Origin of the sequence: Streptomyces sp. LUP30 (assembly GCF_001746365.1) — a bacterium.
GTDB lineage: Bacteria > Actinomycetota > Actinomycetes > Streptomycetales > Streptomycetaceae > Streptomyces.
This window is the reverse complement of the sequence record NZ_MJAJ01000013.1, coordinates 49169-67496: the sequence shown is the minus strand read 5'-3', so window position 1 is coordinate 67496 and position 18328 is coordinate 49169. Positions and strand designations below refer to the sequence as shown.

At 70.1% G+C, this 18328-nt stretch carries 11 protein-coding genes and 1 riboswitch; of the genes, 6 read left to right on the top strand and 5 right to left on the bottom strand.

The window, feature by feature from the left end; all coding sequences use genetic code 11:
• Positions 1 to 381: 381 nt before the first annotated feature.
• Positions 382 to 571: riboswitch (TPP riboswitch) on the top strand.
• Together thiC and BG482_RS13625 are read left to right on the top strand one after the other, a co-directional pair.
• Entirely contained in the window at positions 564 to 2420 is a 1857-nt protein-coding gene (thiC, locus tag BG482_RS13630; protein ID WP_069769265.1) for a phosphomethylpyrimidine synthase ThiC, read from the top strand. It overlaps the preceding riboswitch by 8 nt.
• Before the next feature lie 271 nt (positions 2421 to 2691).
• Positions 2692 to 4185 carry a VWA domain-containing protein gene (locus BG482_RS13625; protein WP_069769264.1) on the top strand — a complete coding sequence of 498 codons (1494 nt, stop codon included), beginning with the start codon at positions 2692 to 2694 and terminating at the stop codon, positions 4183 to 4185.
• Positions 4186 to 4564: 379 nt separating this feature from the next.
• Here the strand turns inward: BG482_RS13625 and BG482_RS13620 are convergent, their stop codons facing one another.
• The 3 genes from BG482_RS13620 to BG482_RS13610 form a co-directional block, all read right to left on the bottom strand.
• A complete protein-coding gene (locus BG482_RS13620) occupies positions 4565 to 5440 on the bottom strand; it encodes a hypothetical protein (protein ID WP_069769263.1) in 876 nt (291 codons plus the stop codon).
• A gap of 292 nt (positions 5441 to 5732) precedes the next feature.
• Complete coding sequence (locus BG482_RS13615; RefSeq protein ID WP_069769262.1) at positions 5733 to 6818, bottom strand: metallophosphoesterase; 1086 nt, start codon at positions 6816 to 6818, stop codon at positions 5733 to 5735.
• Between the two features lie 670 nt (positions 6819 to 7488).
• Entirely contained in the window at positions 7489 to 8601 is a 1113-nt protein-coding gene (locus BG482_RS13610) for a LacI family DNA-binding transcriptional regulator (protein WP_069769261.1), read from the bottom strand.
• A gap of 417 nt (positions 8602 to 9018) precedes the next feature.
• On the opposite strand from BG482_RS13610, the gene hisC reads away from it, so the two are divergent.
• The 4 genes from hisC to cydD all read left to right on the top strand — a co-directional run bounded on the left by hisC (position 9019) and on the right by cydD (position 16389).
• Entirely contained in the window at positions 9019 to 10098 is a 1080-nt protein-coding gene (hisC, locus tag BG482_RS13605; protein ID WP_069769260.1) for a histidinol-phosphate transaminase, read from the top strand.
• Positions 10099 to 10262: 164 nt separating this feature from the next.
• The gene (locus tag BG482_RS13600; protein WP_069769259.1) at positions 10263 to 11771 is read left to right on the top strand and encodes a cytochrome ubiquinol oxidase subunit I; all 1509 of its coding nucleotides are present in this window, start codon (positions 10263 to 10265) and stop codon (positions 11769 to 11771) included.
• 20 nt (positions 11772 to 11791) lie between these two features.
• Entirely contained in the window at positions 11792 to 12796 is a 1005-nt protein-coding gene (cydB, locus tag BG482_RS13595; RefSeq protein ID WP_069769258.1) for a cytochrome d ubiquinol oxidase subunit II, read from the top strand.
• 92 nt (positions 12797 to 12888) lie between these two features.
• Complete coding sequence (gene cydD, locus BG482_RS13590) at positions 12889 to 16389, top strand: thiol reductant ABC exporter subunit CydD (RefSeq protein ID WP_069769257.1); 3501 nt, start codon at positions 12889 to 12891, stop codon at positions 16387 to 16389.
• A gap of 72 nt (positions 16390 to 16461) precedes the next feature.
• Here the strand turns inward: cydD and BG482_RS13585 are convergent, their stop codons facing one another.
• On the bottom strand, positions 16462 to 17349 hold the full coding sequence (locus BG482_RS13585; RefSeq protein WP_176741368.1) for a Cof-type HAD-IIB family hydrolase: 888 nt from the start codon (positions 17347 to 17349) through the stop codon (positions 16462 to 16464).
• Positions 17350 to 17422: 73 nt separating this feature from the next.
• Positions 17423 to 18325: an LLM class flavin-dependent oxidoreductase gene (locus BG482_RS13580; protein ID WP_069769255.1), complete on the bottom strand. Its 903-nt coding sequence runs from the start codon at positions 18323 to 18325 to the stop codon at positions 17423 to 17425.
• Positions 18326 to 18328: the final 3 nt, after the last annotated feature.

Below are 18328 nucleotides of genomic sequence, written 5' to 3'. Positions count from 1 at the left end.
GCCCGCGTCCCTGACCGGGGCCAGGGCCCGTGCCCCGGCCTGGGCCCTGGCCGGGCCCCTGACCGCTGGGCGTGCCACCGCGCGCCAGGCCTCCCAGTCCCCCTGCATACCCCGGCTCCTGTCCGGAGCCTGGTTCCTGGGCTTGCCCGGGATGGTGAGGACGCCCGTGCACGTGACCACCGCCGCCGAAGTCGCGAGCGTCTCCTGGACCACTCCCGGAGACGCCACCGGGGCTGTTGACGGGGCCGTTTCCGACACCCGGCCGACGGGGCGGCTCGGGCGGGAGCGGGGGCGGGGGTGTCGTGGTCACCGACCGATCATCGCAAGAACGGCAGGGGCCCTCTGTTCACCGCGCCCGAGTTGACGCTAGCGTGGAGGCACTTTTGCACACGCGGGAGCTCGGAGCACCGGGCTGAGAGGACGCTGACCTCCGTCTTCGCGATGTTTCACGTGGAACGTCTCTCATGTCGAGTGATGTTTCACATGAAACGTCGGCAGGCGGTAGCCGCTGCGTCGACCGCCGAACCTGTTACCGGGTAATGCCGGCGTAGGGAGTAGGTCTCATGACCAACAAGGACGCACGCACGCCTGCCTCCATGCAGAACGCGACCAGCGAGAACGTGGTCGACGGGAACGCGATCGACGTGAACGCAGTCGACGGGAACGACGCGGAGACCGGGAAGTCCATCGGCTGGCACAAGGGGTACGTCGAGGGCACTCGCCCCGATCTCCGCGTGCCGGTCCGACAGGTGCACCTCACCAATGGGCAGTCGGTCGCCCTGTACGACACCTCCGGCCCGTACACCGATCCGCTTGTCGAGACCGACGTCCGCAGGGGCCTGTCGCCGCTGCGTGAGAGCTGGATCATCGCGCGTGGGGACACCGAGGAGTACGCGGGCCGTCCGGTCCGCCCCGAGGACGACGGCATCAAGCACACCGCGCCGCGCGGCGGTCTGCGCAACCTCGACGCCGTCTTCCCCGGTCGGCCCCGGCTGCCGCGCCGCAGCCGGGACGGTAAGGCGGTCACCCAGCTCGCGTATGCGCGGCAGGGAGAGATCACACCCGAGATGGAGTTCGTCGCCATCCGAGAGAACGTTTCTCCCGAGGTGGTCCGCGAGGAGATCGCGGCCGGTCGGGCCGTGCTGCCGGCCAACGTCAATCACCCGGAGATCGAGCCGATGATCATCGGCAAGCGTTTCCTGGTGAAGGTCAACGCCAACATCGGCAACTCGGCTGTGACGTCCTCCATCGAGGAGGAGGTCGAGAAGATGACCTGGGCGACCCGGTGGGGTGCCGACACGGTCATGGACCTGTCCACCGGACGCAACATCCACACCACCCGCGAGTGGGTGCTCCGCAACTCCCCCGTGCCCATCGGCACCGTGCCGCTGTATCAGGCGCTGGAAAAGGTGGACGGCCGTGCCGAGGAGCTGACCTGGGAGATCTACAAGGACACGGTCGTCGAGCAGGCCGAACAGGGCGTCGACTACATGACGGTCCACGCCGGCGTCCGTCTTGCATACGTGCCGCTCACCGCCAACCGCAAGACGGGCATCGTGTCGCGCGGCGGTTCGATCATGGCGGCCTGGTGCCTGGCGCACCACAAGGAGTCTTTCCTGTACGAGAACTTCGAGGAACTCTGCGAGATCCTCGCCGCCTATGACGTCACCTACTCGCTCGGCGACGGTCTGCGGCCGGGCTCGATCGCGGACGCCAACGACGCCGCGCAGTTCGCGGAGTTGAGGACACTCGGGGAACTCAACACGATCGCCAAGCGTTTCAATGTACAGACCATGATCGAAGGCCCGGGGCACGTCCCGATGCACAAGATCAAGGAGAACATCGACCTTCAGCAGGAGATCTGTGATGAAGCTCCGTTCTATACGCTCGGCCCGCTGACGACGGACGTCGCGCCGGCATACGACCACATCACGTCCGGTATCGGCGCCGCGATGATCGCCTGGTGGGGCACGGCCATGCTCTGCTACGTCACGCCCAAGGAACACCTGGGGCTGCCCAACCGTGACGATGTGAAGACCGGCGTCATCACCTACAAGATCGCCGCCCACGCAGCCGACCTCGCCAAGGGGCACGCCGGTGCGCAGGAATGGGACGACGCGCTGTCGGACGCGCGCTTCGAGTTCCGCTGGGAAGACCAGTTCAACCTCGCTCTCGACCCGGACACGGCACGGGAGTTCCATGACGAGACGCTGCCGGCCGAGCCGGCGAAAACGGCCCACTTCTGCTCGATGTGCGGCCCGAAGTTCTGCTCGATGAAGATCAGCCAGAGCATCACCGAGCGGTTCGGCGGCGGGGCGGCCGAGGGCGCCACGGCGGACGAGATCGCCCAGGGGATGCTGGAGAAATCGAAGGAGTTTGCCGCGAGCGGGAACCGGGTGTACCTGCCGCTGGCCGACTGAACAGCCGTTCCCCATGGGTGCCGCCGGTACGGGCTCGACGCCCAGGCGGCGCCGATGGGGAACTGACGGGGGGACCGATGGAGGGACCGGTGGGGGACCGGTGGAAGGCCGGCCGACGGGCCGACGTGAAGTCCGGCAGGAGGGCCGGCAGAGGGTCTGCAGATTGGACAGGCGGGTGGTCAGAAGGGCCATCAGGGCGGGCGGCGGTCCGGGAGAAGACGTCCCTGTTCGTTCGGTTGAAGTCGGACGTCGACTCGGCAGACTTGCCTCCATGACAGCGCGATCCATGAGCAAGGGCGCCAATCTGCCGGTCGACTCACCGGATGTCCGGGTCGAACTCAGTTGGGCCGAGGGTGCCGGCGGACCGGACATCGACGTCTCGGCACTGCTGTTGGCCGATGGCGGACGGGTTCGGAACGACGGGGATTTCGTCTTCTACAACCAGCCCCTTCACGCATCCGGCGCCGTGAGACACGTCGGCAAGCACCGCGACGCCGGAGTGGTGACCGACGCCGTCCACGTGGACCTCCGTTCGCTGGAGAAGGCGATCACCCGGGTGGTGCTGTGCGCATCCGCCGACGGTGGTGCCTTCGGGCAGGTGACGGGACTGACGCTGCGGCTGTTCGGCACGGGCGGCCGGTCCGAGATCGCTCGCTTCGACATGCAAGCCGACACGGAGACGGCCTTCATCGGGGGCGAGTTGTACCTGCGCGAGGGGCGCTGGAAGTTCAGGGCGGTCGGTCAGGGCTACGCCTCCGGACTGGCAGGGCTGGCCACCGATTTCGGGATCACGGTCGACGAGGAACCGGAGGAGGCGCCCGTGGCGACCCTCCCGCCTGTTCCACCTGTTCCGCGCGCTGAGCCTGGTGGACCGTCGAGGCCCGCCCATGCAGGCGCACCGCCGGTCAGCCGTCCGGAATCGCCTCCGGCTGTCATCCCGGTCGCGCCTTCCGCCGGTCCACCGGAATCGGCTCCGTCCGGTCGGCCTTCCGGGCCCCGCCTGACGAAGGGCGAGGAGCGGCTCCCGGTCGACATGCGCAAACGGCTGTCGCTGCGGAAGGAGCAGGTCGCCGTCAGCCTGAGCAAGCGCGGAGCGACCGGGATCAGCGCGCGGATCCTGCTCGTTCTCGACGCCTCCGGGTCCATGTCGTTCCTGTACTCCAAAGGCGTGATGGCGGACGTCGTGGAGCGGATGGCAGCGGTGGCGGCACAACTCGACGACGACGGCGAGATGCAGGCCTGGACGTTCGCCAGTGAGACGGCTCGTCTACCGGACCTGCGTCTGGGCGAGCTCCCCGAGTGGCTGCGGCTGCACGTGCGGGTGGGCGAGATGAGTCTGTTCCGCCGCTCCAAGAAGCCTCGTAAGGGGTTGGAGCCTGGGCAGGTCGACATGCGCGCGGTCGGCATCCAGAACGAGGAGCAGAAGGCGATCGCCCAGGTCAGAGCCTATGTACGGGAAAATCCGGCGAACGCTCCGACCTTGGTCCTGTTCTTCTCCGACGGAGGGGTGTACCGCGACGCGGCGATCGAGCGGGAACTGAGGGCGGCGGTCGAGGAGCCCATCTTCTGGCAGTTCGTGGGGCTCGGACGGTCCAACTACGGGGTGCTGGAGCGGTTCGACACGCTGCCCGGGAGGCGCGTCGACAACGTGGGCTTCTTCGCGGTGGACGACATCAGTACCGTCCCGGATCAGGAGCTCTACGACCGGCTCCTGTCCGAGTTCCCCGACTGGATCAAGGCGGCGAGCCGGGCCGGCATCCTCTGACGGGTGCCGGTGCGTCCCCGGCCTCCAGTCCGTGCGTCCAGTGCGTGCCCTCCGTACCGCCAGAGCCTCCGCTGGGACCCAGGGCGCGGTGGGACGTCAGAAGCCCGACTGCCCGACCCCAGCCGGGCGTCGCTGGAGGCCGGCGCAGGCTGATCGCCCCGGTCCCCAGGGCCCGGGCCCGATTCGGCCCAGGCCTGATTCGGCCCGGACCTGATTCGGCCCAGGCCTGATTCGGCCCGGACCCGATTCGGCCCGGACCTGATTCGGCCCGGACCCGATTCGGCCCAGACCCGATCCGGCCCAGACCCGATTCGGCCCGGACCCGATTCGGCCCGGACCCGATGTGGCTCCTGTCCTCCGCCCTGTGACGAAACGACGCCTATTCCGGGTGGTGTTCCGGGCCGCCGAAATCGGGGCTGGTGTAGTCCGGGCTGCTGAAGCTCGGCCGAGGTCCGGTCGAGCGCCCGTCGTCGGGGCTGCTGAAGCCCGGGCGGCCGTAGCCGATCTTCGGGAGCCGGCCGGTGGGAGCCGGAGGGGCTGGTTCGGTGTGCAGGGCGGTCGCCGTGCCGGGGTCGGCGAGGGCTTCCCGGAGAAACGGCAGGATGCCGCGTTCCAGGAGGGCTTCGCGCCAGGCTTCTCTGGCCCGGGTGACCTCCTCGCTCTGTTCGCCGTACGGTTCGGCCTCCAGGGAGGGCCGGTTGCGCAGGGCGGTGAGCAGCAGAGCGACGGTGGCGACGAGGATCGCGGCGGCGGCCACGGCCCCGAACGCCCAACCGGCGGCGACCATGGTCCGGGCGAACGCCTGTTCGGGGGCGAGTGCTCTGAGGATGTAGCCGACGAGCAGGAAGATGACCGCTGCGGTCCCGGCGAGCACGGGGGTGAGGACGGCGGCGACGGCGCCCGCGCCGGCGGCTTCGGCGGCCTGGGCCGGGTCGCCCATGGTGGTGGCGAGTCCCATCGTGGCGACGTCCGGTTCGGCGGCTCCGGACTCGGGCGCGGCTGTCGCGGTGGACGGCGCGGGGTGGCGCAGTTCCTCGCGGACCTTCACGTAGTGCTGGTATTCGGCTGCCGCGGCCACCGTGATGAGCGCGGAGGCGTTGAGTGCCATGGTGCGCAGTTGTTCGGAGTTGAGCCGCTGTCCCACGGCGGCGAGGTCCGGGTGGTGTGGTGCGGAGCGCAGCGCCTCGTCGAGGATCCGCTCGTACTCTTGGCGGTCCTCGCTGTGCAGGTGCTGCGGAACGCTGTTCATGTGCATCCCCCGATGCTCCGTAGGGCTTGGGGCTCGCATGCCAACGAGCCGTCGGGCAGAAACGGAGGGGAGCCTGCTACGGATAAGCCCGATGGTAGAGCGGCGACGGCATGCGGTGACAGGGGGTTTGCCGAAATTGGCCCTCGGCCTGCGGTGTCGTCGATGGTCACGAGACGCGCTGCGCCGGGCCCCCGGGAAGGCATCGGAGACGCCGGGACGGCTTTGGAACCCGCGGGGGACTCCCGGGAGAACCCCCGGGAAACCCCTAGGAGAAGGTCCTGGGAGGGCCCCCGAACGCTCAGATCTCCAGGGGGAGTTGCTGGACCAGCAGTTTTCCGGCCATCGTCACACCGCCGTCCATCGCGATGGCCAGCCCGTCCGCGTAGACGTGCGGGCCCGCGACGTGCGGGCCGTCGTTGTCCTCGTCCTCCTCGGAGCCGACTTCGCCCAGCAGGTAGGGAATCGGGCTGTGGCCGTGAACGATGCGGGTGCCGCCGTACGTATCGAGCAGGGAGCGGACGGCGTCGGCACCCCCCTCGTCGCGGAAGGAGAAGCGCTTGGTGAACTTGCGGAACAGGTCCCACACCTCGTCCGCGTCGTTGCGCGTGATCGTCTCGCGGACGGTGTCGTTGACCGCCTCGATCGAGTCGCCGTAGTCGAGGTAGGCGGTGGTGTCGGAGTGGACGAGCAGGTGACCGTCGACCTCCTCGACGGCGTCGAGCCGGGCCATCCACTGCAGGTGGTGATCCTGGAGACGGTCCATGTCGTACTTCTGGCCGCCGTTGAGCAGCCAGGCGGCCTGGAAGGTGGCGGTGCCCGCGCCGGAGTTGACGGGGGTGTCGCCGAAGCGCTTGGCGCCGAGGAGCAGCAGTTCGTGGTTGCCCATGAGGGCCTTGCAGTAGCCGCCGGCCGCGGCGGCTTCGGCGGACAGCCGCATGACGAGGTCGATGACGCCGATGCCGTCCGGCCCGCGGTCGGTGAAGTCGCCGAGGAACCACAGCCGGGCGGTGCCCGCGCACCAGTTGCCGGCGTCGTCGATCAGGCCCTTCTCCTGCAGGGCGGCCACCAGTTCGTCGAGGTAGCCGTGCACGTCGCCGACGACGAAGAGCGGGCCCGGGCCGGTCGCGGGCAGCGGAGCCTGCACGGTCGCCGGGTCCACGGCCACCTGGAGGGTGTCGCCGCGGCGGTTGATGACGGGCAGGTCGCGCTGGGTGGGCGTGTAGCCCTCGGGGTGCTCCAAGGGCTCCTCGAGGGGCGGCGCCGTGTCACCGGGCTGTGTGCCGTGGTCGTACGGACCGGTCTCGTTGACGTACGCGGGCACCCGGAAGTCGCGCAACGTCGCCGTTCGCTCCACCTCGGGTCCCTGACCGGCCCCCTGAGTCATCAGACCCCTCCACCATCGCGCCGCATCTGCACCCTGCGGGCTGCTTGGTCGCAGCGGCCCGCGGTGCCGTGCGCCCATCATAGGAATGCGGATCGTGCCGTGTGACGACCCAGGGGTGGTGAATCGGAGCAAGGCTCCAGTTCATCGCGGCTTTCGCCCCGATTGGACCGGGCTTCGGCAACTCGAACTCACCCGGCGCGCACCGTGCCCACACCCGCGCGCCACCCTCACGATCGGCTCCGCGGGCCGGGGCGGGCGCCGGTTTCGCCCGGGACGGGGGCTTCCGGGGACGCGCAGGGAGACGCTTCTCACGGGCGGGAGTCCGGCTGTCGGCGGCCGCGCAGAAACGTTCCCGGGCCCTTTGCGGGGAAAGGAACGCCGAGGTCGCCGCCGCCAGGGGCGGACGAGTGCGTTCCCCACCGTCCGAGCGGCTGACCCACGCGGTCGGTGGCGGCGGGAGGGCTCGCATGGAAAACCCCCATACGTGCCTCCCGCTCACCTGCGTTGACGAACGCCGACAAGCACTGTCGAGTACCGACAAGCGCCGCCAAGCACCTCCGAGCGCCGGCGAGTGCCGACAAGCGCCGCCGAACCGGAAAAGCCGCTGCCCGTCCCATTCCCGGAAGAACGGGCGTGGGACGGGCAGCGCGGCGCGTTCGCGCGGCGCGGGCTACTTCCCCTCCGGGGCCCTCGGTGGGCTGACCGTCGTGCGAGGGGGGCGTCGCTGGGACGAGGTCCGCACGAACAGTTCGGTCGGTATCACCTGCTCGACCGGTCCGTCTCCCTCGACCCCCTCGATCGCGTCGATGAGGAGCTGGACGACAGCTGTTCCGATGCGGCGCGGTTTCAGCGAGAGGGTCGTCACGGGCGGCTCGGTGTTGGCGTACACCATGGACTCGCTGCAGCAGACGATCAGCAGGTCCTCCGGGACCCGCAGTCCGTACCGGCGTGCGGCGGCCAGCAGGTCCGTGCCGTTGGGGTCGAACAGGCCGTAGACGGCATCGGGGCGGTCGGGGCGCGCCAGCAGCCGGTCGGCGGCGACGGCGCCGGCGCAGGGGTCGTGCGCGGGGTAGGCCTCGTAGACGGGGTCCTGGCCCACCCGCTCGCACCAGCGCAGATACGCGCTGGTCGACAGGTGTGTGTACGTGTCGGTCGTGGTGCCGGTGAGCAGGCCGATGCGGCGGGCGCCGGCGTCGGCCAGATGGTCGAGGATGTCGAGGACGGCGGTCTCGTGGTCGTTGTCCACCCAGGCGGTGACCGGGAGCGTGCCGGCCGGGCGGCCGTCGGAGACGACCGGTAAGCCCTGCCGGACCAGCTCGCTGACCACCGGATCCTGGTCGGAGGGGTCGATGACGACCGTGCCGTCCAGGGCGACGTTCGACCACACGTCGTGGCGCGAGGTCGCCGGGAGGATGACGAGTGCGTAGCCGCGGGCGAGCGCGGCCGAGGTCGCGGCGCGCGCCATCTCCGCGAAGTACGCGAACTCGGTGAAGGTGAAAGGTTCATCCCCGTACGTGGTCACGGTCAGGCCGATGAGCCCTGACTTGCCGGTACGAAGGGTTCGGGCGGCCGCGGAGGGGCGGTAGCCCAGTCGGTCGGCGACCTCGCGGACATGGCGTCGGGTGGCGTCCGGGAGCCTGCCCTTGCCGTTGAGGGCGTCGGAGACGGTCGTGATGGAGACTCCGGCGGCGGCGGCCACGTCCCTGATGCCCGCCCGGCCCGGCCGGTTGCCTCGGCGTGAGGTTTCCGCGCGGCTCACCTGGTGCTTCCCTGCTGCTGTCATGGCGAGCCGATAGTAGGGCTCATCAGGTGGGGTAGGGCGGACGCATATGCACGCGTTGACAGGCACGTTTCTGCAAGGCTTTTCGGGGTCAAGTGCCTTGGAAACAAAGCTAATTGTTCGCTCTCATGCCAGGACGCGACGTGTCTACACGGATGAGCCTGCCAAGGCGCGGATGTTTCGAAGAGGTCTCAACTCACCTGCACGAGGGATGCGCGCCACGGAGTGAGCCACCGGCGCGTAGATATATGTGCAGCGCGCCCCCCGACGAGCACGCCTTCGGGTGCCTTCGTCCCCAGAAGTCACAGAGGTCCCTGTGTTCCGAGCGGCGGTCTCTGGTCGACGACCTGTACGCACTCGGGCCGAATCCTCATAAGGTGAGCAGTATTGAAGCCGGTGGTGGTCATGAGGAGGACTGCGGTGAGCGAGACGAGCCCCAAGCTGCGCGCCGAGCTGGAGGGGGTCCCCACCTACAAGCCGGGCAGGCCGGCCATGGTCGGTGGCCCCGTGGCCTACAAGCTGTCCTCCAACGAGAACCCCTATCCGCCGCTGCCGGGCGTGATGGAGTCCGTGACGGCCGCGGCCGCCTCCTTCAACCGCTACCCCGACCTCGCCTGCACGGGTCTGGTGAGCGAGCTGGCCGAGCGCTTCGGGGTCCCCGCCTCCCACCTGGCCACGGGAACCGGTTCCGTCGGCGTCGCCCAGCAGCTCGTCCAGGCGACCGCGGGCCCCGGCGACGAGGTGATGTACGCCTGGCGGTCCTTCGAGGCCTATCCGATCATCACGCAGATCAGCGGCGCGACGGCTGTGCAGGTGCCGCTGACGCCGGGTGACGTGCACGATCTGGACGCGATGGCCGACGCGATCACCGACCGGACCCGGTTGATCTTCGTCTGCAACCCCAACAACCCCACGGGCACGGTGGTGAAGCGGGCCGAGCTGGAACGGTTCCTCGACCGTGTTCCGGGCGATGTGCTGGTCGTGCTCGACGAGGCCTACCGGGAGTTCATCCGTGACCCCGAGGTGCCCGACGGCGTCGAGCTGTACCGGAACCGGCCCAACGTGTGCGTCCTGCGCACCTTCTCCAAGGCGTACGGTCTCGCCGGCCTGCGCGTCGGTTTCGCCATCGCCCACGAGCCGGTGGCGGAGGCGCTGCGCAAGACGGCGGTGCCGTTCGGGGTGAGCCAGCTGGCGCAGGAGGCCGCGATCGCCTCGTTGCGCGCCGAGGACGCGCTGCTCGGCCGCGTCGGCTCCCTGGTGTGCGAGCGGCTGCGCGTGGTCGAGGGGCTGCGCGCACAGGGCTGGACGGTGCCCGAGACGCAGGCGAACTTCGTGTGGCTGCGGCTGGGCGAGCACACGGTCCCCTTCGCGGGGGCATGCGAGCAGGCCGGCGTCGTGGTGCGGCCGTTCCCGGGCGAGGGCGTGCGGGTGACGATCGGGGAGAACGAGGCCAACGACATCTTCCTGAAGGCTGCGGAGGGGTTCCGCAAGGACCTGTGATGCGCTGACCTCTGGGTTTCTGCTGGTCAGGGCCTGTCCTCAAGGGGGTTCCCGCCGGTAAGGGGACCCCCTTTGGCATGTCGAAAATCCTTGCGGCATACTAGCTTGTGAATGTGAACGCTTTCACAAGCGTGATCCACGAGCGTGAGGTTAGGAGTGACGACGTGGACCTGGCTCTGGCGCCGGAGACACTGGCGCGCTGGCAGTTCGGCATCACCACCGTCTACCACTTCCTCTTCGTTCCCCTGACGATCTCCCTCGCGGCCCTCACCGCCGGGTTGCAGACCGCCTGGGTGCGGACGGAGAACGAGAAGTACCTGAGGGCGACGAAGTTCTGGGGCAAGCTCTTCCTGATCAACATCGCGATGGGCGTCGTCACCGGCATCGTGCAGGAGTTCCAGTTCGGCATGAACTGGTCCGACTACTCGCGCTTCGTCGGCGACGTGTTCGGCGCGCCGCTGGCCTTCGAGGCCCTGATCGCCTTCTTCTTCGAGTCCACCTTCATCGGTCTGTGGATCTTCGGCTGGGACAAGTTGCCGAAGAAGATCCACCTGGCCTGCATCTGGATGGTCTCGATCGGGACGATCCTGTCGGCCTACTTCATCCTCGCGGCCAACTCGTGGATGCAGCACCCGGTCGGCTACCGGATCAACAAGGAGAAGGGCCGGGCCGAGCTCACCGACTTCTGGGCCGTGCTGACCCAGAACACCGCGCTCAGCCAGGTCTTCCACACCATGTCCGCGGCCTTCCTGACCGGCGGAGCCTTCATGGTCGGCATCGCCGCCTTCCACCTGTACCGCAAGAAGCACATCCCCGTGATGAAGACCTCGCTGCGGCTGGGGCTGGTCACCGTGGTCATCGCCGGCCTGCTCACCGCTGTCAGCGGTGACGTGCTCGGCAAGGTCATGTTCAAGCAGCAGCCGATGAAGATGGCCGCGGCCGAAGCCCTGTGGGACGGCGAGGCGCCCGCGCCCTTCTCGGTCTTCGCCTACGGCGACGTCGAGGAGGGGCACAACAAGGTCGCCATCGAGATCCCGGGACTGCTGTCCTTCCTCGCGAACGACGACTTCAGCTCGTACGTCCCCGGCATCAACGACGTGAACAAGGCCGAACAGGAGAAGTTCGGGCCCGGCGACTACCGGCCCAACATCCCGGTCGCCTACTGGGGCTTCCGCTGGATGATCGGCTTCGGCATGACGTCCTTCGCGCTCGGCCTGGCCGGGCTCTGGCTCACCCGGAAGAAGTTCCTGCTGCCGCAGCACCTGAGGGTCGGCGAGGACGAGGTGCCGCATGTGGTGCTCTTCCGGAAGAAGGCGCTGGGACCGAAGCTCACCAGGCTCTATTGGCTCGCGGCGATCTGGACCCTGGGCTTCCCGCTGATCGCCAACTCCTGGGGCTGGATCTTCACGGAGATGGGCCGCCAGCCCTGGGTCGTCTACGGCGTCCTGCAGACCCGTCACGCGGTCTCCCCCGGGGTCTCCCAGGGCGAGGTGCTCACCTCGATGATCGTCTTCACGGCGCTGTACGCCGTCCTCGCCGTCGTGGAGGTCAAGCTGCTGGTCAAGTACGTGAAGGCCGGCCCGCCCGAGCTCACCGAGGCCGACCTCACTCCGCCCACGAAGATCGGCGGCGACTCCCGTGACGCCGACAAGCCGATGGCCTTCTCCTACTAGGCCGAGGGAGCTGCACAGTCATGGAACTTCACGACGTCTGGTTCGTCCTCATCGCCGTCCTGTGGACCGGCTACTTCTTTCTGGAGGGCTTCGACTTCGGGGTCGGCATCCTCACCAAGCTCCTGGCCCGCGACCGGCCCGAGCGGCGGGTGCTCATCAACACCATCGGGCCGGTCTGGGACGGCAACGAGGTATGGCTGCTCACCGCGGGCGGCGCGACCTTCGCGGCCTTCCCCGAGTGGTACGCCACGCTCTTCTCCGGCTTCTACCTGCCCCTGCTGCTCATCCTTGTCTGTCTGATCGTGCGTGGCGTCGCCTTCGAGTACCGGGCGAAGCGGCCCGAGGAGGACTGGCAGCGCAACTGGGAGACCGCGATCTTCTGGACCTCGCTGCTGCCCGCGTTCCTGTGGGGCGTCGCCTTCGGCAACATCGTGGGGGGCGTGAAGATCGACCGGAACTTCGAGTACGTGGGCGACGTCTGGGACCTGCTCAACCCGTACGCGCTGCTCGGCGGCCTGGTGACGCTGACCCTGTTCACCTTCCACGGCGCGGTGTTCACGGCGCTCAAGACCGTCGGCGACATCCGCGAGCGGGCACGGAAGCTGGCGCTGAAGGTGGGCATCGTGACGGCCGTGGTCGCGCTGGTCTTCCTGCTCTGGACGCAGATCGACAGCGGTGACGCCAAGAGCATGGTCGCGCTGGTCGTCGCGGTGACCGCGCTGGTCGCGGCCCTCGTGGCGAACCAGGCGGGGCGCGAGGGCTGGTCGTTCGCCTTCTCCGGAGTCACCATCGTATCCGCCGTGGCGATGCTCTTCCTGACGCTCTTCCCGAACGTCATGCCGTCCACGCTGAACGCGGACTGGAGCCTGACGGTGACCAACGCCTCGTCGAGCCCCTACACCTTGAAGATCATGACCTGGTGCGCGGGGGTCGCCACACCGTTGGTGATGCTCTACCAGGGCTGGACGTACTGGGTGTTCCGTAAGCGGATCGGTACGCAGCACATCGCCGAGTCCGCTCACTGAGTCCCTGTTGGGGTGTGTTTCACGTGAAACACACCCCATGAGGAGAGAGCGTGTTTCACAGGAAACATGCTCTTGAGAAGAGGGTGTTTCACGTGAAACCGATCGACCCGCGTCTGCTGCGGTACGCCGGCGCCACACGCGTCTTCCTGGTGGCGGTCGTCGGTCTTGGCGCCGTCGGGGCGGCGCTGGTCATCGCGCAGGCCATGCTCATCGCCGAGGCGGTGGTCGGCGCGTTCCAGCACGGCATGTCTGTCGCCGAACTGGGCACCCCCCTGCTGCTCTTGGCGGCCGTTGCGGTCGGTCGTGCGCTGGTCGCCTGGCTCACTGAACTCGCCGCACATCGCGCGAGCGCAGCCGTGAAGTCGGAGCTGCGGGGGCGACTTCTGGAGCGGACTGCCGCCCTGGGGCCCGGCTGGCTCAGCGGACAGCGCACTGGTTCGCTGGTGGCCCTCGTCACCCGGGGCGTGGACGCCCTCGACGACTACTTCTCGCGCTATCTGCCCCAGCTGGGCCTGGCTGTGGTCGTGCCGGTGGCGGTGCTCGCCCGGATCGTGACGGAGGACTGGGTGTCCGCCGCGATCATCGTCGGGACCCTGCCGTTGATCCCGGTCTTCATGATGCTGATCGGCTGGGCGACCCAGTCACGGATGGACCGTCAGTGGCGGTTGCTGTCCAGGCTGTCCGGGCACTTCCTGGACGTCGTCGCGGGGCTGCCCACGCTGAAGGTGTTCGGGCGGGCCAAGGCACAGGCCGACTCGATCCGGCGCATCACCGGGGAGTACCGCCAGGCGACCATGCGGACGCTGCGCATCGCGTTCATCTCGTCGTTCGCGCTGGAGTTGCTGTCGACGCTCTCGGTGGCCCTCGTCGCCGTGACGATCGGCATGCGACTCGTCCACGGTGAGATGGATCTCTACATCGGTCTGGTGATCCTCGTGCTGGCGCCGGAGGCGTATCTCCCACTTCGGCAGGTCGGCGCGCAGTACCACGCGGCCGCCGAGGGACTGGCGGCCGCGGAGCAGATCTTCGAGGTGTTGGAGACCCCGCTTCCGACGCCCGGAACGGTCGCGGTGGCCGGGGGTGGGGTGGCTTTCGAGGGGGTGACCGTCCGTTATCCGGGACGCTCCGGCGACGCCGTCTCGGACGTGAGCTTCACCGTCGAGCCCGGTGAGACGGTGGCGCTGGTCGGGCCGAGCGGCGCGGGCAAGTCGACGCTGGTGCACACCCTGCTGGGGTTCGTGCGGCCGACCGAGGGGCGGGTGCTGGCCGGGGGAGTCGACCTCGCGGCGGCCGACCTGGAGCAGTGGCGTTCGCAGATCGCGTGGGTGCCGCAGCGCCCGCACCTGTTCGCGGGGACGATCGCCGAGAACGTACGGCTGGCACGTCCCGGGGCCGACGACACGGCCCTGCGCAGGGCGCTGGCGGACGCGGGCGCGCTGGAGTTCGTCGACGCGCTGCCCGCCGGGACCGCCACCGTGCTCGGTGAGGACGGGAGCGGGCTGTCCGCCGGGCAGCGGCAGCGGCTCGCCCTTGCCCGCGCATTCCTCGCGGACCGTCCCGTCCTGCTGCTGGACGAACCGACGGCCGCACTCGACGGGGAGACCGAGGCGGAGGTCGTGACGGCCGTGAGCCGGCTCGCGGCCGGACGGACGGTGCTGCTCGTCGTGCACCGGCCGGCGCTGCTGGCGGTGGCGGATCGGGTGGTACGGCTCGCCGGGACCGAGACGGGCGGGCCCGTGACGGCCGCCCCCAAGGACGCCCCCGCCCGGCAGGAAGCGACGACGGCGGCGTCGTCGTCGGCGGCCGGGCGTGACGCCGGGATGGACGCCCCAGCACCCGGAGGCGGTGTCCTGGCCCGGGTCCGCGCCGTGGCAGGCGCCCGCCGTGGCCGACTCGGCCTTGCGCTGCTGCTGGGCAGCCTGGCGCTCGGCAGCGCCGTGGGCCTCATGGCCACCTCCGGGTGGCTCATCTCGCGGGCCGCGCAGCAGCCGCCGGTCCTTTACCTGATGGTGGCCGTGACGGCGACCCGCGCCTTCGGCATCGGGCGGGCCGTTTTCCGCTACGCGGAGCGGCTCGTCTCCCATGACGCCGTGCTGCGGATGCTGGCCGACACCAGGGTCGCCGTCTACCGGCGGCTGGAGCGGCTGGCGCCCGCCGGGCTGCGCACGACCCGCCGGGGCGATCTGCTGACCCGGCTGGTCGCCGACGTGGACGCCCTGCAGGACTACTGGCTGCGCTGGCTGCTGCCCGCCGGCGCGGCCGTCGTCGTATCGGCCGGTTCGGTCGCCTTCACGGCGTGGCTGTTGCCCGAGGCCGGGGCGGTGCTCGCCGCGGGGCTGCTGACAGCCGGAGCGGGCGTCCCGCTGATCACCGGCGCCGTGGCGCGCCGGGCGGAGCACCGGCTCGCCCCCGCCCGGGGAGTGCTCGCCACCCGCACGGCGGATCTGCTCACCGGCACCGCCGAACTGACCGTCGCGGGCGCCCTCCCTGCCCGCACGGCCGAGGTGCGCGCGGCCGACGGCGTGCTCACCCGGATCGCCTCGCGTGCGGCGACTGCCACCGCGCTCGGTGACGGGCTGACCGCCCTCGTCTCCGGCCTGACCGTCGCGGCGGCGGCCCTCGTGGGCGCACAGGCGGTGGCCGCCGGGCGGCTGGGAGGCGTGACCATGGCGGTGGTCGTCCTGACCCCGCTGGCCGCCTTCGAGGCCGTCCTGGGGCTGCCCCTGGCCGTGCAGTACCGCCAGCGGGTTCGTAGGAGCGCGGAGCGGGTCTTCGAGGTGCTGGACTCCCCCGAGCCGGTAAGGGAGCCGGAGCGGCCCGGTCAGGCCCCCGCGACGCCTTTCCCCCTCGTCGTCGAGGGCCTGTCCGCCCGGTACGCCGGGCAGGAGCGTGACGCGCTCACCGGAGTCGGCCTGACCTTGACCCGAGGCCGCCGGATCGCGGTCGTGGGGCCTTCCGGATCAGGGAAGACCACGCTCGCGCAGGTGCTGCTGCGGTTCCTGGACGAGGACGCGGGCTCCTACACGCTGGCCGGGGTGGACGCCCGGTCCCTGGACGGCGACGACGTACGCGCGCTCGTCGGGCTGTGCGCACAGGACGCGCATCTCTTCGACAGCTCGGTGCGCGAGAACCTGCTGCTCGCCAGGAAGACGGCGAGCGAGGAGGACCTGCGGGACGCGCTGGCACGAGCCCGCCTGCTGGAGTGGGCCGACGGTCTGCCCCACGGTCTGGACACGCTCGTCGGCGAGCACGGGGCCAGGCTCTCCGGCGGGCAGCGCCAGCGGCTCGCCCTCGCCCGGGCACTGCTCGCCGACTTCCCCGTCCTGGTCCTCGACGAGCCGGCCGAACATCTGGACCTGCCGACCGCCGACGCGCTGACCCGGGACCTGCTGGCCGCGACCGAGGGCCGGACGACGCTGCTCATCACCCACCGGCTGGCCGGACTCGACGCGGTCGACGAGGTGATCGTGCTGGACGAGGGACGGGTGGTGCAGCGGGGGCCGTTCGCGGAGCTGGCCCTCGTGGAGGGCCCGTTGCGGAGGATGGCCGAACGGGAGGAGGCCGCGGAGCTGATCAGCGGCGCACGGTGCTGACCAGCTCCGCGGAGCAGGATCAGCGGCGCGAGGATCACGACGCCTCGCGGCGCGTCCGACGCGTCGTGAGCGCTACGCCCGCTCGGTGAGCAGCTGTTCGATGACGACGGCGACCCCGTCCTCGTTGTTGGCGGCCGTCCGGCCGGAGGCGGCGGCGAGCACGTCCGGGTGGGCGTTGCCCATCGCGTACGACCGGCCGGCCCAGGTGAGCATCTCGACGTCGTTCGGCATGTCACCGAACGCGACGACCTCCTCGTGGGAGATGCCGCGCTCCGCACAGCACAGGGCGAGCGTGCTGGCCTTGGAGACGTCGGGGCCGCTGATCTCCAGCAGGGCGCTGGGGCTGGAGCGGGTGACGTTGGCGCGGTCGCCGATGGCCAGCCGGGCCAGGGTGAGGAAGGCGTCGGGGTCGATCGTGGGGTGGAACGCGAGGATCTTCAGCACCGGCTCGTCGGCCCCGGGGGCGTCCGGCGCCAGCAGCCGCTCGGCCGGCGCGAGGTGATCGGGAATCTCCATGTGCATCTTCGGGTACTCCGGCTCCTGGTAGAAGCCGTAGGTCTGCTCGATGGCGTACATGGTCCCCGGCGCCGCCTCCCGCAGCAGCCGTACGGCGTCCAGCGCGTTCTCCCGCGCCAGCTCGCGCACCTTCACGAACCGGTGAGCGCCCGGGCCGCCGTGCAGGTCGACCACGGCGGCGCCGTTGCCGCAGATCGCGAGACCGTGCCCGTGCACGTGGTCGCTGACGACGTCCATCCAGCGGGCGGGGCGGCCGGTGACGAAGAAGACCTCGATGCCCGCCTCCTCGGCGGCGGCGAGCGCGGCGACCGTGCGGTCGGACACCGACTTGTCGTCGCGCAGCAGAGTGCCGTCGAGATCGGTGGCGATCAGCCGCGGCGGGAGGGCTGCGGCCGGGGTCACGGGCTGTCGAGTCGCTGAGGTCACCGGGTCATTCTCGCGCATCGGCCCGCACGGCCGTGCGAGAGCCCGCCCACGGGAGGCCGGGGCGGGGCGCGGCCGGGTCCGGACGCCGGGGTCAGCGCAGCTGCGCCGAGGCCTCCATGGCGATCCGCTCGAAGACCTTCTCGTCGGCCGCGAAGTCGGAGTCCGGGATGGGCCAGTGGACCACGATCTCGGTGAAGCCGAGCTCCTGGTGCCGGCCCGCGAAGTCGACGAAGGCGTCCAGGGACTCCAGCGGCCGGCCTCGGTCCGGGGTGAAGCCGGTGAGCAGGACCTTGTCCATCTCCGCCGCCTCCCGCCCGCGTGCGGCGCAGGCGTCGGCGAGCTTCTCGGCCTGGTCGCGGAGGGCCCTGACCGACTGCTCGGGCGTGCCGTTCTCGTACAGCTTGGGGTCGCCCGTGGTCACCCAGGCCTGTCCGTACCGGGCGGCGAGCCGGAGCCCGCGCGGTCCGGTCGCGGCGATCGCGAACGGCAGCCGGGGGCGCTGGAGGCAGCCGGGAATGTTGCGGGCCTCGTGCGCCGAATAGTGGTCGCCCTCGTAGGACACCGAGTCCTCGGTGAGCAGCCGGTCGAGCAGCGGCACGAACTCGCCGAGCCGGTCGGCCCGCTCGCGCGGTGTCCACGGTTCCTGGCCGAGGGCCGTGGCGTCGAAGCCGGTGCCGCCGGCGCCGATGCCCAGAGTCACCCGGCCGCCCGAGATGTCGTCCAGGGAGATCAGCTCCTTGGCGAGGGTCACGGGGTGCCGGAAGTTCGGCGAGGTCACCAGCGTGCCCAGGCGCAGTCGCTCGGTGGCGCCCGCCGCGGCGGTCAGGGTGGGGATCGCACCGAACCAGGGGCCGTCCCGGAAGCTTCGCCAGGACAGGTGGTCGTAGGTGTACGCGGTGTGGAAGCCGAGCTCCTCGGCCCGCGTCCATGCGGAACGGCCCCCCTCGTGCCAGCGGCGGTAAGGGAGGATCACGGTGCTCAGGCGCAGACTCATGTC

Coding starts and splice junctions, on each gene's coding strand:
- thiC (WP_069769265.1), top strand. CDS start 564: ATGACCAACAAGGACGCACGCACGCCTGCCTCCATGCAGAACGCGACC.
- BG482_RS13610 (WP_069769261.1), bottom strand. CDS start 8,601: ATGACAGCAGCAGGGAAGCACCAGGTGAGCCGCGCGGAAACCTCACGC.
- BG482_RS13620 (WP_069769263.1), bottom strand. CDS start 5,440: ATGCACATGAACAGCGTTCCGCAGCACCTGCACAGCGAGGACCGCCAA.
- BG482_RS13615 (WP_069769262.1), bottom strand. CDS start 6,818: ATGACTCAGGGGGCCGGTCAGGGACCCGAGGTGGAGCGAACGGCGACG.
- BG482_RS13625 (WP_069769264.1), top strand. CDS start 2,692: ATGACAGCGCGATCCATGAGCAAGGGCGCCAATCTGCCGGTCGACTCA.
- BG482_RS13585 (WP_176741368.1), bottom strand. CDS start 17,349: ATGCGCGAGAATGACCCGGTGACCTCAGCGACTCGACAGCCCGTGACC.
- BG482_RS13580 (WP_069769255.1), bottom strand. CDS start 18,325: ATGAGTCTGCGCCTGAGCACCGTGATCCTCCCTTACCGCCGCTGGCAC.
- cydB (WP_069769258.1), top strand. CDS start 11,792: ATGGAACTTCACGACGTCTGGTTCGTCCTCATCGCCGTCCTGTGGACC.